The 16144-nt window shown below is 71.4% G+C and carries 9 protein-coding genes and 3 pseudogenes; 9 read left to right on the forward strand and 3 right to left on the reverse strand.

Annotation, left to right across the window (positions count from 1 at the left end):
- The first annotated feature begins 55 nt into the window (after positions 1–55).
- The 6 genes and pseudogenes from ACFVTF_RS13495 to ACFVTF_RS13520 all read left to right on the forward strand — a co-directional run bounded on the left by ACFVTF_RS13495 (position 56) and on the right by ACFVTF_RS13520 (position 8918).
- Entirely contained in the window at positions 56–1570 is a 1515-nt protein-coding gene (locus tag ACFVTF_RS13495; RefSeq protein WP_387813203.1) for a TIGR02677 family protein, read from the forward strand.
- Positions 1567–2781: a TIGR02678 family protein gene (locus ACFVTF_RS13500; protein ID WP_387813147.1), complete on the forward strand. Its 1215-nt coding sequence runs from the start codon at positions 1567–1569 to the stop codon at positions 2779–2781. The genes ACFVTF_RS13495 and ACFVTF_RS13500 overlap by 4 nt, the downstream gene beginning before the upstream one ends.
- A 16-nt stretch (positions 2782–2797) precedes the next feature.
- On the forward strand, positions 2798–6895 hold the full coding sequence (locus ACFVTF_RS13505) for a TIGR02680 family protein (protein ID WP_387813150.1): 4098 nt from the start codon (positions 2798–2800) through the stop codon (positions 6893–6895).
- The gene (locus ACFVTF_RS13510) at positions 6892–8118 is read left to right on the forward strand and encodes a TIGR02679 family protein (protein ID WP_387813153.1); all 1227 of its coding nucleotides are present in this window, start codon (positions 6892–6894) and stop codon (positions 8116–8118) included. The genes ACFVTF_RS13505 and ACFVTF_RS13510 overlap by 4 nt, the downstream gene beginning before the upstream one ends.
- Positions 8119–8138: 20 nt before the next feature.
- A pseudogene (locus tag ACFVTF_RS13515) lies at positions 8139–8267 on the forward strand (family 1 glycosylhydrolase); the annotation flags it as partial.
- A gap of 333 nt (positions 8268–8600) precedes the next feature.
- Positions 8601–8918: a hypothetical protein gene (locus tag ACFVTF_RS13520; RefSeq protein WP_387813157.1), complete on the forward strand. Its 318-nt coding sequence runs from the start codon at positions 8601–8603 to the stop codon at positions 8916–8918.
- A gap of 298 nt (positions 8919–9216) precedes the next feature.
- Here the strand turns inward: ACFVTF_RS13520 and ACFVTF_RS13525 are convergent, their stop codons facing one another.
- Positions 9217–12390 carry a trypsin-like peptidase domain-containing protein gene (locus ACFVTF_RS13525; protein ID WP_387813160.1) on the reverse strand — a complete coding sequence of 1058 codons (3174 nt, stop codon included), beginning with the start codon at positions 12388–12390 and terminating at the stop codon, positions 9217–9219.
- Positions 12387–12737 (reverse strand): trypco2 family protein, encoded by a 351-nt coding sequence (locus tag ACFVTF_RS13530; RefSeq protein WP_387813163.1) that lies wholly within the window; start codon positions 12735–12737, stop codon positions 12387–12389. The genes ACFVTF_RS13525 and ACFVTF_RS13530 overlap by 4 nt, the downstream gene beginning before the upstream one ends.
- 541 nt (positions 12738–13278) lie before the next feature.
- Between ACFVTF_RS13530 and ACFVTF_RS13535 the strand changes: the two are divergent.
- Both ACFVTF_RS13535 and ACFVTF_RS13540 read left to right on the forward strand, forming a co-directional pair.
- Positions 13279–13662: pseudogene (locus tag ACFVTF_RS13535) on the forward strand (family 1 glycosylhydrolase); the annotation flags it as partial.
- A 317-nt stretch (positions 13663–13979) separates the two neighbouring features.
- A pseudogene (locus ACFVTF_RS13540) lies at positions 13980–14111 on the forward strand (family 1 glycosylhydrolase); the annotation flags it as partial.
- 221 nt (positions 14112–14332) lie between these two features.
- Here ACFVTF_RS13540 and ACFVTF_RS13545 read toward each other — a convergent pair.
- The gene (locus tag ACFVTF_RS13545) at positions 14333–14944 is read right to left on the reverse strand and encodes a CGNR zinc finger domain-containing protein (RefSeq protein WP_387813166.1); all 612 of its coding nucleotides are present in this window, start codon (positions 14942–14944) and stop codon (positions 14333–14335) included.
- A 128-nt stretch (positions 14945–15072) separates the two neighbouring features.
- Between ACFVTF_RS13545 and ACFVTF_RS13550 the strand changes: the two genes are divergently transcribed.
- On the forward strand, positions 15073–16140 hold the full coding sequence (locus tag ACFVTF_RS13550) for an alcohol dehydrogenase catalytic domain-containing protein (RefSeq protein WP_387813168.1): 1068 nt from the start codon (positions 15073–15075) through the stop codon (positions 16138–16140).
- The last annotated feature ends 4 nt before the right edge of the window (positions 16141–16144 follow it).

Raw genomic sequence — 16144 nt, forward strand, 5'->3', positions numbered from 1 at the left:
CCGGGAGTCCTGGCCGTCGGGAGGAGGGGAGCCGTTGCGCAGGGTGCCGCCGGAGATGTTCCGGTTCACGACCGGGGATCGGGCCGAGCTCTACGGTGCGATCCTCCAGGCCTTCGGTGCGGCCAACGAGCGGCTGGAGACCGCGCTCGGGCTGGACGACGTGCGCGCCCGGCTGCGGACGGTCGGCTGGCTCGACGCGGTCCACGACGACGAGCTCCAGGAGGCGCTGCGGAAGCTCAGGGAGTGGCAGCTGCTGGACGTCGTGCAGAACCACGCGGAGAACTACCGCACCGCCGAGGAGTACGAGCGCCGCAACCTCCAGTACTCGCTGACCCGGCGCGGCGAGGCCGCGTTCGCCGGGGTCGAGCACGCCCTGTCCGTCCTCGCCTCGACCGGTGCGCTCCAGACGGCGGTGCTGGAGGCGATCACGGACCGGCTCGACGAACTGTACGTCCTGCTGGGGGACTCCACGTCCTCGGACCGGCGGGTCTTCAGCACGCTGCAGGAGCTGGAGGGGCACCTGGAGGCGCTGCTGGCCAACACCAAGGCGTTCAACGGCGAGTTGCAGCGCCTGCTGCGCGCCGAAGGCGCGGACCTGGCGACCTTCCGGGAGGTGAAGGCCGCGACGGTGGCCTATCTCCAGGAGTTCCTCGTCAACCTCGACCAGCGGGGAGAAGCTGTGGCCTCCGCCGTGGAGCGGGTCGAGGATCGGGGGGTGAGCCTGCTGCACGAGCGAGCGCTGCGGGGCGCCGAGCTGCCGCCGGTCGCCGACGGCGATCCCGCACCGGCCTGGTTGGAGCGGCGCCGGGCGCGCTGGGAGGGGTTGCAGGCCTGGTTCCGGCCGGTGGACGGGGCACGGCCCCGGGTGGAGCAACTGCACGACGTGGCGCGCCGCGCGATCGTGACACTCCTCCAAGTCCTCGACCGGATCACCGAGTCACGGCGCCGCTCCTCCAGCGCCGTCCAGGACTTCCGGGAGCTGGCCCGCTGGTTCGCCGCAGCACCCACCGAGGACGACCTGCACCGCCTCTGGTCGGCCGCCTTCGGCCTCGGCCCGGCCCGCCACGCCCATCTCGCCCACTCCGACCCGGAGCTGGTTCCCTCGTCGGGCAGCTGGGCCGAGGCTCCGCCGGTGGAGGTGTCGGCCCTGCTGCGCACCAGCGGCCGCACCGAGCGGTTCACCCGCACCGGGAAGGTGCGCGACATCGGCGGCATCAAGGCGGCCCGCGCCGAGCGGGCCCGGAAGGAACGCGCCGAACTCGAAGCGGCCTGGGACGTCCTGAACACCGACGGGCCGGTACGGCTCTCCGGCTTCGGCCTGCTGGACCACGCCGTCTTCGAGCGGCTGCTCGACCTCCTCGGCCGGGCGCTCGCCGCGCGACCGGACGGCAGCGGCATGCGCCGGGCGGTCACCTCCGACGGCCGGGTCGAGATTCTCCTCCGGCCGCTGCCCGACGGCGGGCGGGCCGTCCTGCGGACGCCTCGGGGGAGGCTGGAGGGGCCTGATTACCTGGTGGAGGTCCGCAGCCCGGGCAGCACGCGGGAGCCTGCCGGACGGGAGGCAGGATGAGCACCCTCGCGAACCAGCTGGTCCTGGCCGAGCGGCAGGACGTCGCCCGGGGCATCAGGCTGCTCCTCGGCCGGCCGCTGATCACCGAGCGCGGCGACCCGGCCGCCTTCGAGGTGATCCGCCGCCGGCAGGACCCGTTGACGAAGTGGTTCGACTACCACTGCGGCTGGCAGCTGGTGGTGGAGCCGCGCCTGGGGTACGCGCGCCTGCTCAAGATCCGGACCGTCCCCGACGCCTCGCGCCCCGCCCGCCGGCTGCGGTCCGGAAAGGCTCCGCTCGACCGCCGCCGCTACACCCTGCTGTGCGTCGTGGCGGCCGAACTGCTCCCGGTCCCGGTGACGACGGTCGGTCTGCTCGCCGACCGGGTCGTCCAGGCCTGCGCCACCGACGGGGCGCTGCCGTCCTTCGACACGGCGAGCAAGTCCGAGCGCATGGCCTTCGTGGACGTCCTCAAGCTGTTGGAATCCTACGGCGCGCTCCTCACCGTGGACGGGGTCTCGGAGAGCTTCGTGGACTCGGCGAAGGCCAAGGTCCTCTACCGGGTGGACGCCACCGTACTGGTGCGCCTGCTCGCCGCACCCGTCGGGCCGTCCCGGCTGGCCGTGCCGGCGGAGGAGGTACCGCTGCGCTTCGAGGAACTCCTGCGGGGCATGGTGCGCGAAAGCCGGTACGGCGGCGCGGACGCCTCCGATGCGCAGCGCAACCTCCGGCTGCGGCACTCGGTGCTGCGTCGGCTCTTCGACGACCCCGTCCTCCACCACGACGAGCTCGGCGCCGACGAACTGGCCTACCTCACCTCGCCGACCGGGCGCCAGATCGTCCGGCGCGCCGCCGAGCAGGGCGGTTTCGTGCTGGAGGAACGGGCTGACGGCCTGCTGCTCGTGGATCCGGACGGGATCGCCACCGACAGCCGGTTCCCGGACGACTCCGCGACGGCCCGGGTGGCCGCCCTGCTCCTGCTGGAACCGCTGACGGCCGCTCCGGACGGGCTGACACCCGAACAGCTCGCGGTCGAGGCGAACGAACTCCTGCGGCGCTTCCCGCAGTGGGCGAAGAGCTACCAGTCGGAGGACGGAGCCCAGCGCCTCGCGGCCGACGCCGTTCGCGTCCTCGCCGACTTCGGCCTGGCCCGCCGGGCCGGCGACCGCACTGTCCCCCGGCCCGCGGCGCTCCGGTACCGGATCACCGTGCCCGACGGTCCCGCAACCTGACCTGGGAAGACCTCCGATGACCGTGACACAGCTCCCGCAGCGCTCCGCGCTCCCGACGGCGGCCGCCGCAACGCGGTGGCGGCCCTCCAGGGCCGGCATCCTCAACGTCTGGCGCTACTACGACGAGGTCTTCACCTTCCACGAGGGGCGACTGCTACTGCGGGGGCAGAACGGCACCGGCAAGTCGAAGGCGCTGGAGGTGCTCCTGCCCTTCCTGCTCGACGCCAGCCTGCGACCCAACCGGCTGTCCACCTTCGGCGGATCCGAACGCACCATGCACTGGAACCTGATGGGCGAGGGCGCCTCGGGCAAGACCCGCGTCGGGTACGTGTGGCTGGAGTTCGTCCGCGACGACGGAGATGACGACGGCGGTCCCGTTCGGTTCACCTGCGGCGCCAGACTCCAGGCCAGCGTGCACACCACCGGTGTCACCGTCGACTACTTCACCACCGGCGCGCGGATTGACCGCCCCGGCGGTCTCTCCCTGGTCAACGACGCGGGCCAGCCGCTCACCCGCGCGGCGCTGGCCGAAGCCCTGCAAGGCCGGGGCGAACTGCACGGATCACCGACCGACTACCGCAACACGGTCCGGAGCACGCTCTTCTCCGGACTCAGCGAGCAGCGCTACGACGCCCTGATCACCGCGTTGCTCCAGCTCCGCACCCCCAAGCTCTCGGAGCGCCTGGATCCGTCGCTGCTGTCCTCCCTGCTCTCGCGGGCCCTGCCCCCGCTCGGCCAGGGCGAGATCACCGAACTGGCCGAGGGCTTCGAACGCCTCGACCGCCAGCGCGAACACCTGAAGGCCCTGGACGACGAGGTGGCTGCCGCCACCGCCGTCGCGAACCAGCAACGCGGCTACGCCCAGCGCGTCCTGCGCGCCGGGGCGGCGGCGCTCATCGCCGCGACGACCGAGATGGACAACCTCGCTCGCACCGCCCGGGAGAGTGGGGAGGCGCATGCGGACGCCGTGCGTGAGCGCGACGGGAACAAGCGGGCGCAGCAGGAGCTCGAACACGGACGGCAGGAGATCGAGGGCGCCATCGAGGGGCTGCTCGACTCCGAGGCCTACCGGCAGGGGCAGGAGCTCGACCGGCTCCGGCGCAGGACCGACCAGGCCGCCGGTGCCGCTGCCCGGGCCCGCACCGCCGCCGACCGGAAGGTTCAGGCGGCCGACGAGGACGCAGGGCGTGCCGACGATGCGCGGCTGCGCTCCGAGCAGCGGGCCGAACTCAACCGGGCCGCCCTGGACGAGGCGCGCGGCGCGGCGCGGCGAGCAGCCCTGGAGTCCGTCTGCGCCGAGGTGCAGATGGTGCTCGGCACCGCGTCGGGTCCCGCCGGGGAAACAGAGGTGCAGGGGCGTACGGCGCGGCGCCTGCTGCGTGGTGCGGTCGTTTCGCGGCACCGTCAGATCGCCGAGGTCCGGGCCGCCGTGGAGCGCCACGAGCGTTCCCTCGCGGACCGGACGACGGCGGAGCAGCACCTCGACTCGGCGCGCGAACGGTTGGCCGGGGCGACCACGAAGAGCGAGGGGAACGCCCTCGCCTACGAGGCCGCCGTCGACGCCCATGCCGCTCTGTTGCGCCGTTGGGCGACGGAGGACTGCGCGGAGCTGTCGATCGACGACGCCGAGGAGCTCGCGTCCCGGGCCGCCGTCGAGACCGACGTCCTCGTGCTGGTCGAAGCTGCCGCCCGGGCGGCGGAGAGTTCCATCACCGCAGACGAGACGACCGCCCGCGCCGGCCGGGACGACGCCCGTGCCCGGCGTGACCAGGTCGTCAGGGAACTGGAACGCACCGCGGCCGCGGTAGATCTCCCGCCGGTTCCACCACGGACCCGAACGGCCGACCGGTCGGTCCTGCCGGGGGCACCGCTGTGGCGACTGCTGGCCTTCCGGCCGGACGTGCCGCCCGCCGATCAGGCAGGCATCGAAGCTGCCCTGGAAGCGGCCGGCCTGCTCGATGCCTGGATGGCCTCCGACGGCGGCCTCGTCGTCACCGGACACGACACCCTGGCCGACCCGGCGGCGGCCGCGCCCGCAGCGGGCCCCTCGCTGCTGGACGTCCTCTCTCCCGATCCCGATGGCCCGGTGCCGCCGAGCCGGGTGCAGCGGCTGCTCGCAGGCATCGCCTACGGCCCCACGCTCCCGACGGGCCACCCGGCAGCCGTGGCGGCCGACGGAAGCTGGCGGCTGGCGACGGCGGTCGGCTCCTGGAGCAAGGAGGAGTCCAGCCACATCGGCGCCGCGGCCCGGGAACGCGCCAGGCAGCGGCGGATCACGGACCTCACCGCCGAACTCGCGGAGGCCGACACCACCGTCACCGGCTACGAGACACGGCTGCGTGCCCTCGCCGACCGCCGGACGCGCCTCGGCGCCGACCTCCGCTCCCGGCCGCACCACCGGGAAGTGGAGCAGGCCAAGCGCGTCTGGGAACGGTCCGAGTCCGAGGTGGGCGCCCGCGAGGACGTCGTACGCGAGGCCGTCGAACGGCTCGCGCGGCAGGAGGACGCGGTCGGGGACGCGCTGCGTGCGCTCGCCGTCGCCTCGGCCGAGCACGCCCTGCCGACCGAACGTGCCGCCCTGGACGCGACCGACACGGCTGTCGACGCGTTGCGTGAACAGGCCGACATCTGGCTCGACGCCCACCTGGCATGGACAGCTGCCCAGCACGCCTGGAACTCCGCGCGCAGCCACGCCGAGGCATCCAGGGACGCGGCAGCCGAGGGCTTGGCGGAGGCCGAGACCGTCGAGGCCGCCGCCCGCGGGCTCCGATCCACGCTCCTGGCGGTCGAGAGCACCGTCGGCGAGGACTACCGCCAAGTGGCCGCCCGCATCAGTGACTTCCGGAAGTCCCTCGACCGGATCCGTCGCGACATCGAATCCGGAACCCAAGCACTTCTTACGCTCGAGGGCCGTATCGGTGCACTGGGCGCCACCACGGCACAGGATGAGGCCAAGCACGACAGGGCCGTGGCGGCCCGGAACGAGGCGGCCCGCAGCTTCCGGCAGCTGTGCGTCCTCGGATTCCCCGAGGACGCGGGCCTCGCCCTCGTCCTCACCTCCGTGGACGGCACTCGCGCGACCCTCGACGCGGCACGCGAGACCGCCGCGGCATGGCCCAGCCTGCCGCACGGCACCAGGAACCTCGGCGACGCCCTGAACCGCCTCTCCGAGGCCGTTCACCGAGCCCGCCAGAGCCTCAGCAGCCGTGCCGACCTCGAACTCGAAGCCGAGGAGGACATCCACGTTCTCACCGCCACCATCGACGGCATCCGTGTCGGCGCGACCAGCCTCCTCTCCATCCTCACCAGCGACCGTGACCGTAGTCAGGACGACATCACCGCCGTCGAACGGAGCCTCTTCGACCGGACCCTCACCGGCGACACCCGCCGCCACCTGGCTTCCCGGATCCGCCAGGCCGGTGAACTCGTCGAGCGGATGAACGGCCACCTCGAACGGGTCCGGACCGCCTCACGGGTGGCGGTTCGTCTGGTGTGGCAGATCCACCCCGACCTGCCCGCCGGCACCCGGACGGCCCGTGAGCTCCTGCTCAAGGACCCGGCCCGGATCACCGAAGCCGACCGCGAGGCCCTGCACGCCTTCTTCCGAGGTCGCATCGAGGATGCCAAGACCCGCAACACGTCGGCGACTTGGGAGGAACAGCTCGCAGAGGTCCTCGACTACACGGCCTGGCACCAGTTCGTCGTCAAGCTGGACCGAGCCAACGGCACCGGGTGGCAACTGCTCACCAAGAAACTCCATGGCGCGCTCTCGGGCGGCGAGAAGGCCATCGCACTCCACCTGCCGCTCTTCGCCGCCGTGGCCGCCCACTACGAGGCGGTGCCGGAGTCCCCGCGGTTGATCCTGCTCGACGAGGTCTTCGTCGGCGTCGACACCGTCAACCGCGGGCAGGTTTTCGCCCTCCTCGCGGCGCTCGACCTCGACCTGGTGCTCACCTCCGACCACGAGTGGTGCACCTACCGGGAACTCTCCGGGATCGCCGTTCACCAGCTGATCACCGGAGGCGACGGCGACGATGCCGTCACCAGCGCCCGCTTCACCTGGACGGGCGCCGACCTGCTGCCCGACGAAGCCGCCCCGGACGGATCGGCATGACGGTCCGCCATCCCCTCGACGTCCCCGAACTCCGGCCCCTCTGGTCGGCCGTCCACGATCGCCTGTCGACCGGCCGCCCCGTCAGTCGGGTGCGGTCCGGACCGCTCGACGACGCCGGCCGGGAGGCCCTGGCCGACCTCCTCGGACTGGACCGGCTCCCCGGCCCCGAACCGACGATCCCGCTTGCCGGACTCGACCGCGCCGTGCTTGACGTCTGCGGCCGGACCGTCCGGGACGTGGTGGCCGCGATCCTCGGCCCGGTCCACGACCGGGCTGCCGAGCGGGAACGCAAGGCCGGTCAACGCGACGCCTTGTGGGGGTGGCTGGCCGGCCACGACGTGGTCACCGCCCAGCCCGTTCTGCTGGAGTGGGTCGGCCACCTGCGGACCAACGGCCTCGTCGACGGCTCGCCCGACCGGACCAGGGGCCTCCTGACCGCTGCGCTGGCCGTCCTTGCCGCGCTCCCGGCCGACGGTGAGCCACTACCGGTCCTCGCCGCCCGCCTCCTCGACGGCGACTCCCATGCCCTCGACGACGGGACACGGCTGTCCTCCATCGTCCTGCGCGCACTGGCGATGCTGTACGGCACGGACATGCCCGACGCCGCCGAGGGACGGCGCGCACTCTGGAGCCGAGCCGGCGTCGCCGACGACGAACTGTCCGCCGCCGTGCTCGCCGTCGGGCTCCGCCCCGAGGGAGAAGGCCCGGTCGCCGGGATCTCCCGGATCTGCGCCGCATCCGGTCACCCCGTCAGCCTCACTCTCGCCCAACTGCGCTCAGCCGGCGAATTCACCGGTCCCGCAGGACCGGTGCACGTCACCGAGAACCCCAGTGTGCTCGCCCTGGCCCTACGGCGCTTCGGCCGGCAGTGCCCGCCGCTCGTCTGCACGTCCGGCTGGCCCAACACCGCCGTGATCCACCTGCTGCGCCGCCTCGCCGACGACGGCGCGTCCCTGCGGTACCACGGCGACTTCGACGGCGAGGGCATCCGCATCGCGGCGCACGTCCTTGCCAAGACCGGGGCCGTCCCCTGGCGGATGGCAACCGACGACTACCGTGCCGCCGTGCCCCGGGTCCCCTCGGGCCCCGTTCCGGGCCGCCTCACGCCCGCACCGTGGGACCGGACGCTCGTCGACTCCATGGCCGAACTGCGCACCGCAGTGGTCGAGGAGGTGGTCGCCGACCTCCTCCTCGACGACCTGGCGGGCCAACGCCACGGATAGGATGACAGCCTGTTCGACGGGCTGAGGGCTACCACCAGCGCTTCGGCCTCGTCCACGTCGACTTCGCGACCCAACAGCGCACCCCGAAGGCCTCCTACACCTGGTACCGCGACCTGATTTCCACTCACCGACTTTATCGAGCTGAGTAGTTGAGATCGATGGCGGCCGTGGCACATGGTGGGACCGGTCCAGGTTGATGAGTGCGCTGGTCGAGCGCGGGCAGGTGGCCGCGCTCGGCCATAGGGTGTGAAGACAGGGTGTTCGATGGTTGAGAAGGCCGTCACCAGCGGTTTGAGCTGAATCGGATTTTGTAGAGGCCTTGAAGCCAGGCGTGATCGCCGTGTTGGCCCAGTTGTGGGCCTGCTTCTGCTCGACGCTGCTGGCATCGCGTGGTACAGGTCGATCAGGTCCGGATCGAGGCCCAGTGGGTCGGGGCTGAGAGAGTGGGCGGTGGCCGGGTCGTAGTACCGGAAGACGTTGCAGTGCAGGCCGGTCTCGGCGTCGTGGAACTTCCCGGGGAAGCACAGCGGGCAGTCGATGCTCTCGACCGCGTCAGGCAGCGGGTGGCCGCACAGCGCGGTGCGCTGCTGCCAGGTTACGGCGCCGTGCTCGTCGACCAGTTCGGTCGGGGCGCTGACTACGTCGGTGACGATGGCGTGGAAGCGGCGGTCGATCTCGTGCTGCGGGGCGTCGGCAATGGGCAGCAGCCAGTCGGTCTGGGTGAGCGGGCGCTGCCGCGTGAGGGTCCACTCGGCCCCGGCGGCGTGCTGGTGCGCGCACGATCGTCGAGTCGACCGTGACCACGCGGTCCAAGTCGCCCTCGGCTTCGGCCAGCGCGAGCAGCGCGGTGAGCGCGCGCTCCCACGTACCGTCCAGTGCCGACCTCCAGGGCCGGTTGTGACGCCCTTCCACGACCCCGAACCGCTCCTGCAGCTCCGTTTACGGCGTCCCGGTCCGGTACTTGAACACGATCGCGTCGATCACCTCCCGATGATCACGCCACCGTCCGCCCGCGCCGAGGCGTAGGGTACGGCCCCAACGGCTCTGCCCGCGCCTATTGTGGATCAACCAACAATCGAATGATCCGCAGGGAACGGCCTACCCCGGAGCCCCAGGCTCCAAGGGGACCCACCTCGTCATCGAGTCCCAGGCCTGCAGGACATCCGCCAGGACATCCACCGAGGCCTCGGACTCGGGCCCGACGGTGCTCGCCGTGATGAGCAGCATTCCGCCGTACTGCTCCACCAGCGCGATGAACGCCTCGGTTGCCGGAGCGCTCCAGACCTCCCCGAACACTGCCACCGCGGCCTCGCCGGGGCCGGTGAGTGCCCAGGTGCGCCCGTCGGAGGACTTGGGCGGCAGCCCGGACCACAACGGTCGCAGGTTGAGCACCTGGGCGTTGGCCGACCGGGGCCCGTACGCCGTCGTGGCCGTCCAGCGGTCCTCGCTGCGGACCAACTGCGCGACCTCGAAGGACGGGTTGACCACGAGGGCGGGAACGCAAAGCGGGCCGAATCCCTCCCCCATGGGCACTCCGGCGGTGAATGCCGTCCACCTCATGCCCGCGTCTTTGGCTATCTGGGTCAGGGCTGACTCGTTCCAGTGCGGATACCGGCACAGTCCGAAGTGGAACAGCCGCGCGTTGGCCGCTATGAAGGTGTCGTCCACATAGAGCGCAGGAACACCGTCGCCCAGGGGGTACCCGCAGTCCTGGCAGTCGCCGGCCCAGAGCAACTGCATGAGCGAACGGGCTTCCTCCTCTCCGAGTCTGTCCAGGCAGACCTGGCTGAAAGCCAGGTGCCGCAGTCCGGACGAGCCCTCCTCTGCCTCCAGGACCACCCAGTCCGAGGGACAGCCACGTTTACGCGCCCGGCTCCACCATTTCTTCCCCAGCCGGACGTCGCCGAAGGAGTACGCCGTCACACCGGCCATCAGACAGCCGATCGGATCACCCAACTCCCCCTGCTCGACCGCTACGGCGTAGGCACGCGACACGTAGGCATTCGCCGTCTCGTGGTCCTTCCTATGCAGGAGGACGCCGGCGTACGAGAGGGCGGCGAGCGGGATCTTGCCGTCGGCAGCAACTCTCAGGGCTTCGACGGCTTCGTCCAACTGCCATTTCGACCTCAGCCAGTCCGAGTAGTGCAGCGCACTCCCGGGATCTCCGGCCTCGGTACCGCGCTTCCAGAGCGCCACCGCCTCGTCCTGGTCGCCTAGTTTCTCGTGAACCAGGCCGAGGGCTCCGAGCGACATCCGCTCCCCACTCTGGATCGCGCGCTCGTACCACTCCCGGGCCGCTTCCAGATGCCCCCGCTTGAAGGAGACGGCACCCATATTGTGTGCCCCCATGGAGTCGCCCAGAGCGGCAGCGCGCTCGAAGCAGTGGGCGGCGCCGTCATAGTCTTCCTCCTCTGCCAGCAGCGCCCCCAGATTGATCAGGCCGTCTGGATCGTTTGCCTCCGCGAGGGGACGGAGCACCTCCTTGGCCACCTCCGGCCGGCCCGCCGCCTTGGCGACGGTCGACACCAGCACCCGGCGCGTATCGTCCACGACGCGCAGCGTCTCTTCCCATACCTGCTCCGGGAGTTCGTTCGGACGGGCCCGGCGCGCAGCATCGGACACCAGGTAGTCGAACGGCTTCCACGTTCCGCCCCGGCCCGGCACCAGGGGACTGGTCACGCCCAGCACGATCCGGGACGCCCACTTCCATGCGTCCGCCATGTCCTCCGGACGCAGCGCTGGACCGCCCGCCAGGTCGAGGAAGTACTCGTGGAGGCGTTCCAGTGAATCCGGTGGCAGCGCACTGTCCACACCCGTGCGGGCAAGGGCGACCGCAGCCTCGACGAGCGCGGCCCCCCGGGGGTTGCCCCGCACCCGGGAGGCGGCCTTCCACCGCTTGAGGACCTGCGGCCCCGCCGCCAGGTACTCCGCCACCCCGTGCGCCCGGTTGGCGCTCAAGGCCGCGACGACGCGCGGGTCCTGGCGTGCCGACGCGGCCTGCCGCTCGTCGTCGGTCCAGATCCGGTCCAGCGTGAGGTGGTGTGCAGCGCGGATCACCCTGCCCGGCGAGGACGGCAGACGCGGTCCGGTGCCCTGCCAGAGTGACGGCCCGTCCTCCTCATCCGTGTAGTGCTCGTAGAACTCGGTGCGCAGCGTCGCGAGCACGACCGTGCCCCGGCGGACAAGCTGGTCGAGAAGGGACGGCGTCAGCCCGCCGGACCGCAGGTAGGTGTGCAGGTCGTCGAGCCACACGACGTTCTCGTAGTCGTTTCCGGAGGACACGAGCAGGAAGGCCAGGTCGGCGTCGGGATCCGGCTTGCAGACCGACCGGTCCGGGAGATTGCGGACCATGCCTTCGAACAGGGCCCGCGACTTGCCCGCCGCCGAATCCCCGGTCAGGAGCAGCATGCCGCCGGTCTCTGCCAGCGCTTCGAGTCGGGCGTCAAGTTGGGCGTCGACGTTGCGCGGCACGTACTGCACCACTTCCGGATGGCCGGCGGCGTCCGGCGCGCGATGGACGCCGAAGGAGATCGGATCGGCGTCGGCGATCCGGAGCCAGTCGCCTTGGCGAGAGGTGGCGGCCTCGCGCACCGTGTGCGCTACCGACCTGTCAATCTCCACCACTTCCGGCCGCAGCCCTACGGCTGTCCCCATCGCCTGCTGGAACTCGGGGTCGGCCACCACGACCGATATTGGAACGGCTTCCACCCGTGCGTGCGCCCACCGTCCCGGGTCCCCGGAGACCACGCCGATCAGGAATTCTCCGGCGAAGAGCGCGGCACCCGACATCCCCTGCCAGGGCGATGTGCCGGGAGTGCTGGCCGTCGGCGGCGGTGTGTGGGAGCTGTCCAGGATGTAGCGGCCGCGTAGGATCGACGAGCCCGGCTTCAGCGTGCCGACGATCTGCTCGGTGTCCGGCCTCGCCCCGTCCCGCAGCGAGATGAGCGGGTACCCCACGGCTTCGCAGTTCTCCCACGCGGCCAGGCCCGCCGTCCGGCCCCAGCGGACGTCGGAGATCCGGCACGTCGTGGCGTCCCTGACCAGGTCGTCGTCCGCTTCGAGTAGGGCCGCGTCGCACGCCTCGTCGTAACGGCGCCACCTGAGACGGCAGTTGCGCGTCCCCGCCCCTCCGGGGACGGCGACGCGAGCGGCCCCGTTGTCCCCGTCGAACAGGTGCGCCGAGGTGAGCACCAGGCGGGAGTCCAACAGGAAGCCGCTGCCCTGCCGCGCTCCCTGGACGATGGCGATGCGTTCGACGGACCGGACGCTCATTCGCCGCGCAGCCCGGACGGATGCTCGAAGTCACCCAGGTCGACAGCGGCCTGACTGCCGATCTCGATTGGCCCGCCGAGGGCCGAGTCCGTCGGCTTCAACTTCACGGACACCTTGTGGACGGCGTTCTGCGCGACCCCCACTTGGGCGTCGCCGGAGACCACCCATGCCTTGAACCCCGCCTTGGCCGTCGCGTCGCGTCGCAGCTCGACCGAGAAGTCCAGCGTGATCTCGTCGACCTCGAACCTGATGCGCTGACCGTCTGCAGCGTCTGCGGCGGCCATCAACTGGTCCCGCAGACCTTGCACGGCCTCGGAGAGTTCCACGTTCTCCAACGGATTGCGCACGTCTCCGACTCCCCCCGTCCGGCCCGCCCTCAACCGCTATCCGTATCACATCGATTCTGGTGCGGGCGGGCGATCCGGACAACGCCGCCGAACGCACTGGAGTGCGGTGGGGCGTGTCGAGCACCATCGATGCGCCCCGATACAGCCCGCCGCACAGCTACCGGCGCCAGCTCAGCGCTCGTGGCCCTGCGCTTCAGTGGCGTCAGCGGCAGCTCCGGGGCGGGCAGGCAGGCGCGGGCGTAGCCATGGACTTCGCCGAAGCGGGTGCCGGACTGCCAGTCGGCGCGGGTCTGGGCGATCTCCTCGTTGGTGCGGCCGATGAAGTTCCACCACTGGCGATCTGATGATCGTGGCTCTGGTTCTGGGTTTGCGATGGCGCACCTGTGGCCGGTGTGGCCGGGTGGGGTGATCGGTGCGGCGGCCCCTGAGGGCCAGGCCCTTGCGGGCTATGTGGCACTCGGCTTTGGATTTGGGCCGCCGGCTCGCCTTGAAATGAGCCCTGCTCGCATTTGTGGCTCGTGTTGTTTAAAGGGATTCATCCATGACGGACCGTCGCGACCCGCCGCCCGGATTCCGCTGGGGCGTGTCCACCGCCGCCTACCTGATCGAGGGCGGGATGGACGAGGATAGCCCCGGCCGGTCGGTGTGGGACACCTTCTGCGACTGGGCCGGCGCAGTAAGGGGCGGCGACACCGGCCGGGTGGCGTGCGACCCCTATCACCGGTGGCCCGAGGACGTGGGGTTGATGCGCGGCCTGGGGCTCGACGGGTACCGGTTCTCGATCGCCTGGTCGCGCGTGCAGCCGGCCGGCCGGGACGAGGTCAACGGTGCTGGGCTCGACTTCTACGAGCGGCTGGTGGGCGGGCTGTTGAAGGCCGGCATCACTCCGCTGCCCGCGCTCTACCACTGGGACCTGCCGCAGGCGCGACCGCCTGTCTTCGCCGTGGTCGTGCACTGGTTCACGCGTTTCCCGCCTCCCTGCAGCCAGCCGTTCAACTTTGGCGGCGGTGATCCTATACGCCTGGGTTGCCACCATCAGAGGACGGGCCTGACGACGAGCCGCGAGGAGTCACCGATGGTTACCAGGCCACTGCTGAAGCGCCGGCCGGCAGGCGCGGGGAAGACGATTTTCGCCGAGTCTTCGACCAATGGCTGCTGCGGCGCGAGGTCGGGTCGTACCGGCTTGTCGCAGGCTGCTGACCTGGCAGACCACCGCCATGGATAGAATGACAGCCTGTTCGATGGGCTGAGGGCTACCACCAACGCTTCGGCCTCATCCACGTCGACTTCGCGACCCAACAGCGCACCCCGAAGGCCTCCTACACCTGGTACCGAGACCTGATCGCCGCCCACCGGGAGCGGCGCGTACGGTAGTTGGGACATCGGTCGGACGTAGCGCCCGGCAGGTTCAGGGCGGGTTCGGCGGAGACCGAAGGCTGGAAGCGCGTGTCTGCGTGGTGCACTGCGAATGCCTGGTGACTCAGTCGGGTAGCCGGGTCACGTCAACCGTGACCCGGCTGCCCGGCTTACTGCGTTCTTGACCGCCTGCGTGCCGCCTCGGAGCCGCCCGGGCTCCGCCGCGCGCGGCAAGGTCGTTACCGGGCGCCGTCGGTGGGTGTCTGGTGCCTGGCCCGGTAGGCGCGCTTCTTGACGAGGGCGCCGCAGGTCTTCATCGAGCACCAGCGGCGGGCGCCCGCGCGGGAGGTGTCGACGAAGGGGGCGCCGCAGTCGGGGTTTCCGCAGATGCGGACGCGGGTGCGGTGCTCCGATGCGCAGAGGGCGATCAGGTCCCGGGCGACCATCGAGAGCACCGCGGCGAGCGCGTCGCCGTGCCAGTGCACGGTGGTCGCGTCGGGGGCGAGCTCGGGTGTCGACGGGGGCTCGGCGGCGGCGCGGTTGACGAGGGCGATGTCCTCGGGCGCGGGCGGCGCGGCGTCCGCGAGGGCGCGGCCGGTCCGCTGGATCGCCTCACGCAGTTGCCTGGCGCGGTCGAGGTCGGCCTCGGTGCAGGGGGGCGCCGTTGTCGTGCAGCCGCTTTCGACGGCCCAGCGGCTCAGGTCCTCGGGGCGGGCCAGCCGTTCGAAGGGCGTGTCCGCGCCGCGGTCGGCCAGGGTGCCGGCGAAGGCGAAGCACAACCGCGCGTCGTCGAAGCGGAAGTCGGCCTTGGCGCGCTGGCGCCCCTCGCGGCTGCCGTCTCTGTCGTCCATGTCCACCACTTTATGCGGTTGACATGATTCCGGGCAAGCGGCTAGCTTCCAAGTCCACCGCTTGAACCGGTGGACTTCAGGCGGTTGCTCTCCGCTCCCGTCAGCTCCCAGCACGAGGAGGCCGCGCCATGCGCGCCGCAGTCATCGAGGAACTCCACAAGCCGCTCGTCATCCGCGACGTGCCCGATCCCTCCTGCCCGCCGGACGGCGCGATCGTGCGCGTCGGGGCGAACGGGATCTGCCGGACCGACTGGGCCCTGTGGGCCGGGGAGTTCTGGACGGGCGGACCGCGTGTCGAGGCCCCGTTCGTCCTCGGCCACGAGTTCGCCGGCACCGTCGTGGAGGTCGGCCGCGAGGTGCGGGGGTGGAAGGAGGGCGACCGCGTCATCTTCCCGATGAACCCCGGCGAGGGCTCGTGCGAGATGTGCCGCAGCGGCAATCAGCACGTCTGCGAGCACGTGGACTCGCTCGTGCCCGGGGTGTCCTACTGGGGCGCCTTCGCCGAGTACGTCATGGTCCGCTTCGCCGACGTCAACCTGGTCGAAGTGCCGGAGGGCGTCGGCTTCGTGGACGTCGCCGCGCTGGCCTGCCGCTACATGACGGCCTTCCACGGCGTCGTCGACCAGGCGAAGGTCCGCGGCGGCGAATGGGTCGCGGTGTACGGCGCCGGGGGCGGCATGGGGCTGTCGACGGTCGAGATCGCCGCGGCGACGGGTGCCAACGTCATCGCGATCGACATCACGGACGACAAGCTGGACGCCGCCCGCGCACTCGGCGCCGTCCACACCGTCAACGCGGCGACCGACGACCCCGCCGAAGCGGTGAAGGCCCTCACCGGCGGCGGCGCGCACGTGTCGGTCGACGCCGTGGGCATCGCCGCCGCCTGCCGCAACTCCGTCCTCTCCCTGCGCACCCGCGGCCGCCACCTCCAGCTCGGCCACACCACCGCTGCGGAACAGGGGGATGTCGCGCTGCCGGTCGACGTCATGATGGTCAAGGAACTGGAGTTCCTGAGCGCCTTCGGCATGCAGGGCCAGCGCTTCGGCACGATGTTGAACATGATCGCCGCCGGTCGTCTCGACCCCGGTCGCATCGTCTCGCGCACCGTCGGCCTCCACGAGGCGAGCGAGGTCCTGGAGTCCCTGGAGACGTACGGACCCACCGGCGTGGTCGTCATCGACTCGTTCCGCCCCTGAGACG

This window comes from Kitasatospora sp. NPDC057940, assembly GCF_042887425.1.
Classification (GTDB): domain Bacteria; phylum Actinomycetota; class Actinomycetes; order Streptomycetales; family Streptomycetaceae; genus Kitasatospora.

Coding starts and splice junctions, on each gene's coding strand:
- ACFVTF_RS13495 (WP_387813203.1), top strand. CDS start 56: ATGTTCCGGTTCACGACCGGGGATCGGGCCGAGCTCTACGGTGCGATC.
- ACFVTF_RS13500 (WP_387813147.1), top strand. CDS start 1,567: ATGAGCACCCTCGCGAACCAGCTGGTCCTGGCCGAGCGGCAGGACGTC.
- ACFVTF_RS13505 (WP_387813150.1), top strand. CDS start 2,798: ATGACCGTGACACAGCTCCCGCAGCGCTCCGCGCTCCCGACGGCGGCC.
- ACFVTF_RS13510 (WP_387813153.1), top strand. CDS start 6,892: ATGACGGTCCGCCATCCCCTCGACGTCCCCGAACTCCGGCCCCTCTGG.
- ACFVTF_RS13525 (WP_387813160.1), bottom strand. CDS start 12,390: ATGAGCGTCCGGTCCGTCGAACGCATCGCCATCGTCCAGGGAGCGCGG.
- ACFVTF_RS13545 (WP_387813166.1), bottom strand. CDS start 14,944: ATGGACGACAGAGACGGCAGCCGCGAGGGGCGCCAGCGCGCCAAGGCC.
- ACFVTF_RS13550 (WP_387813168.1), top strand. CDS start 15,073: ATGCGCGCCGCAGTCATCGAGGAACTCCACAAGCCGCTCGTCATCCGC.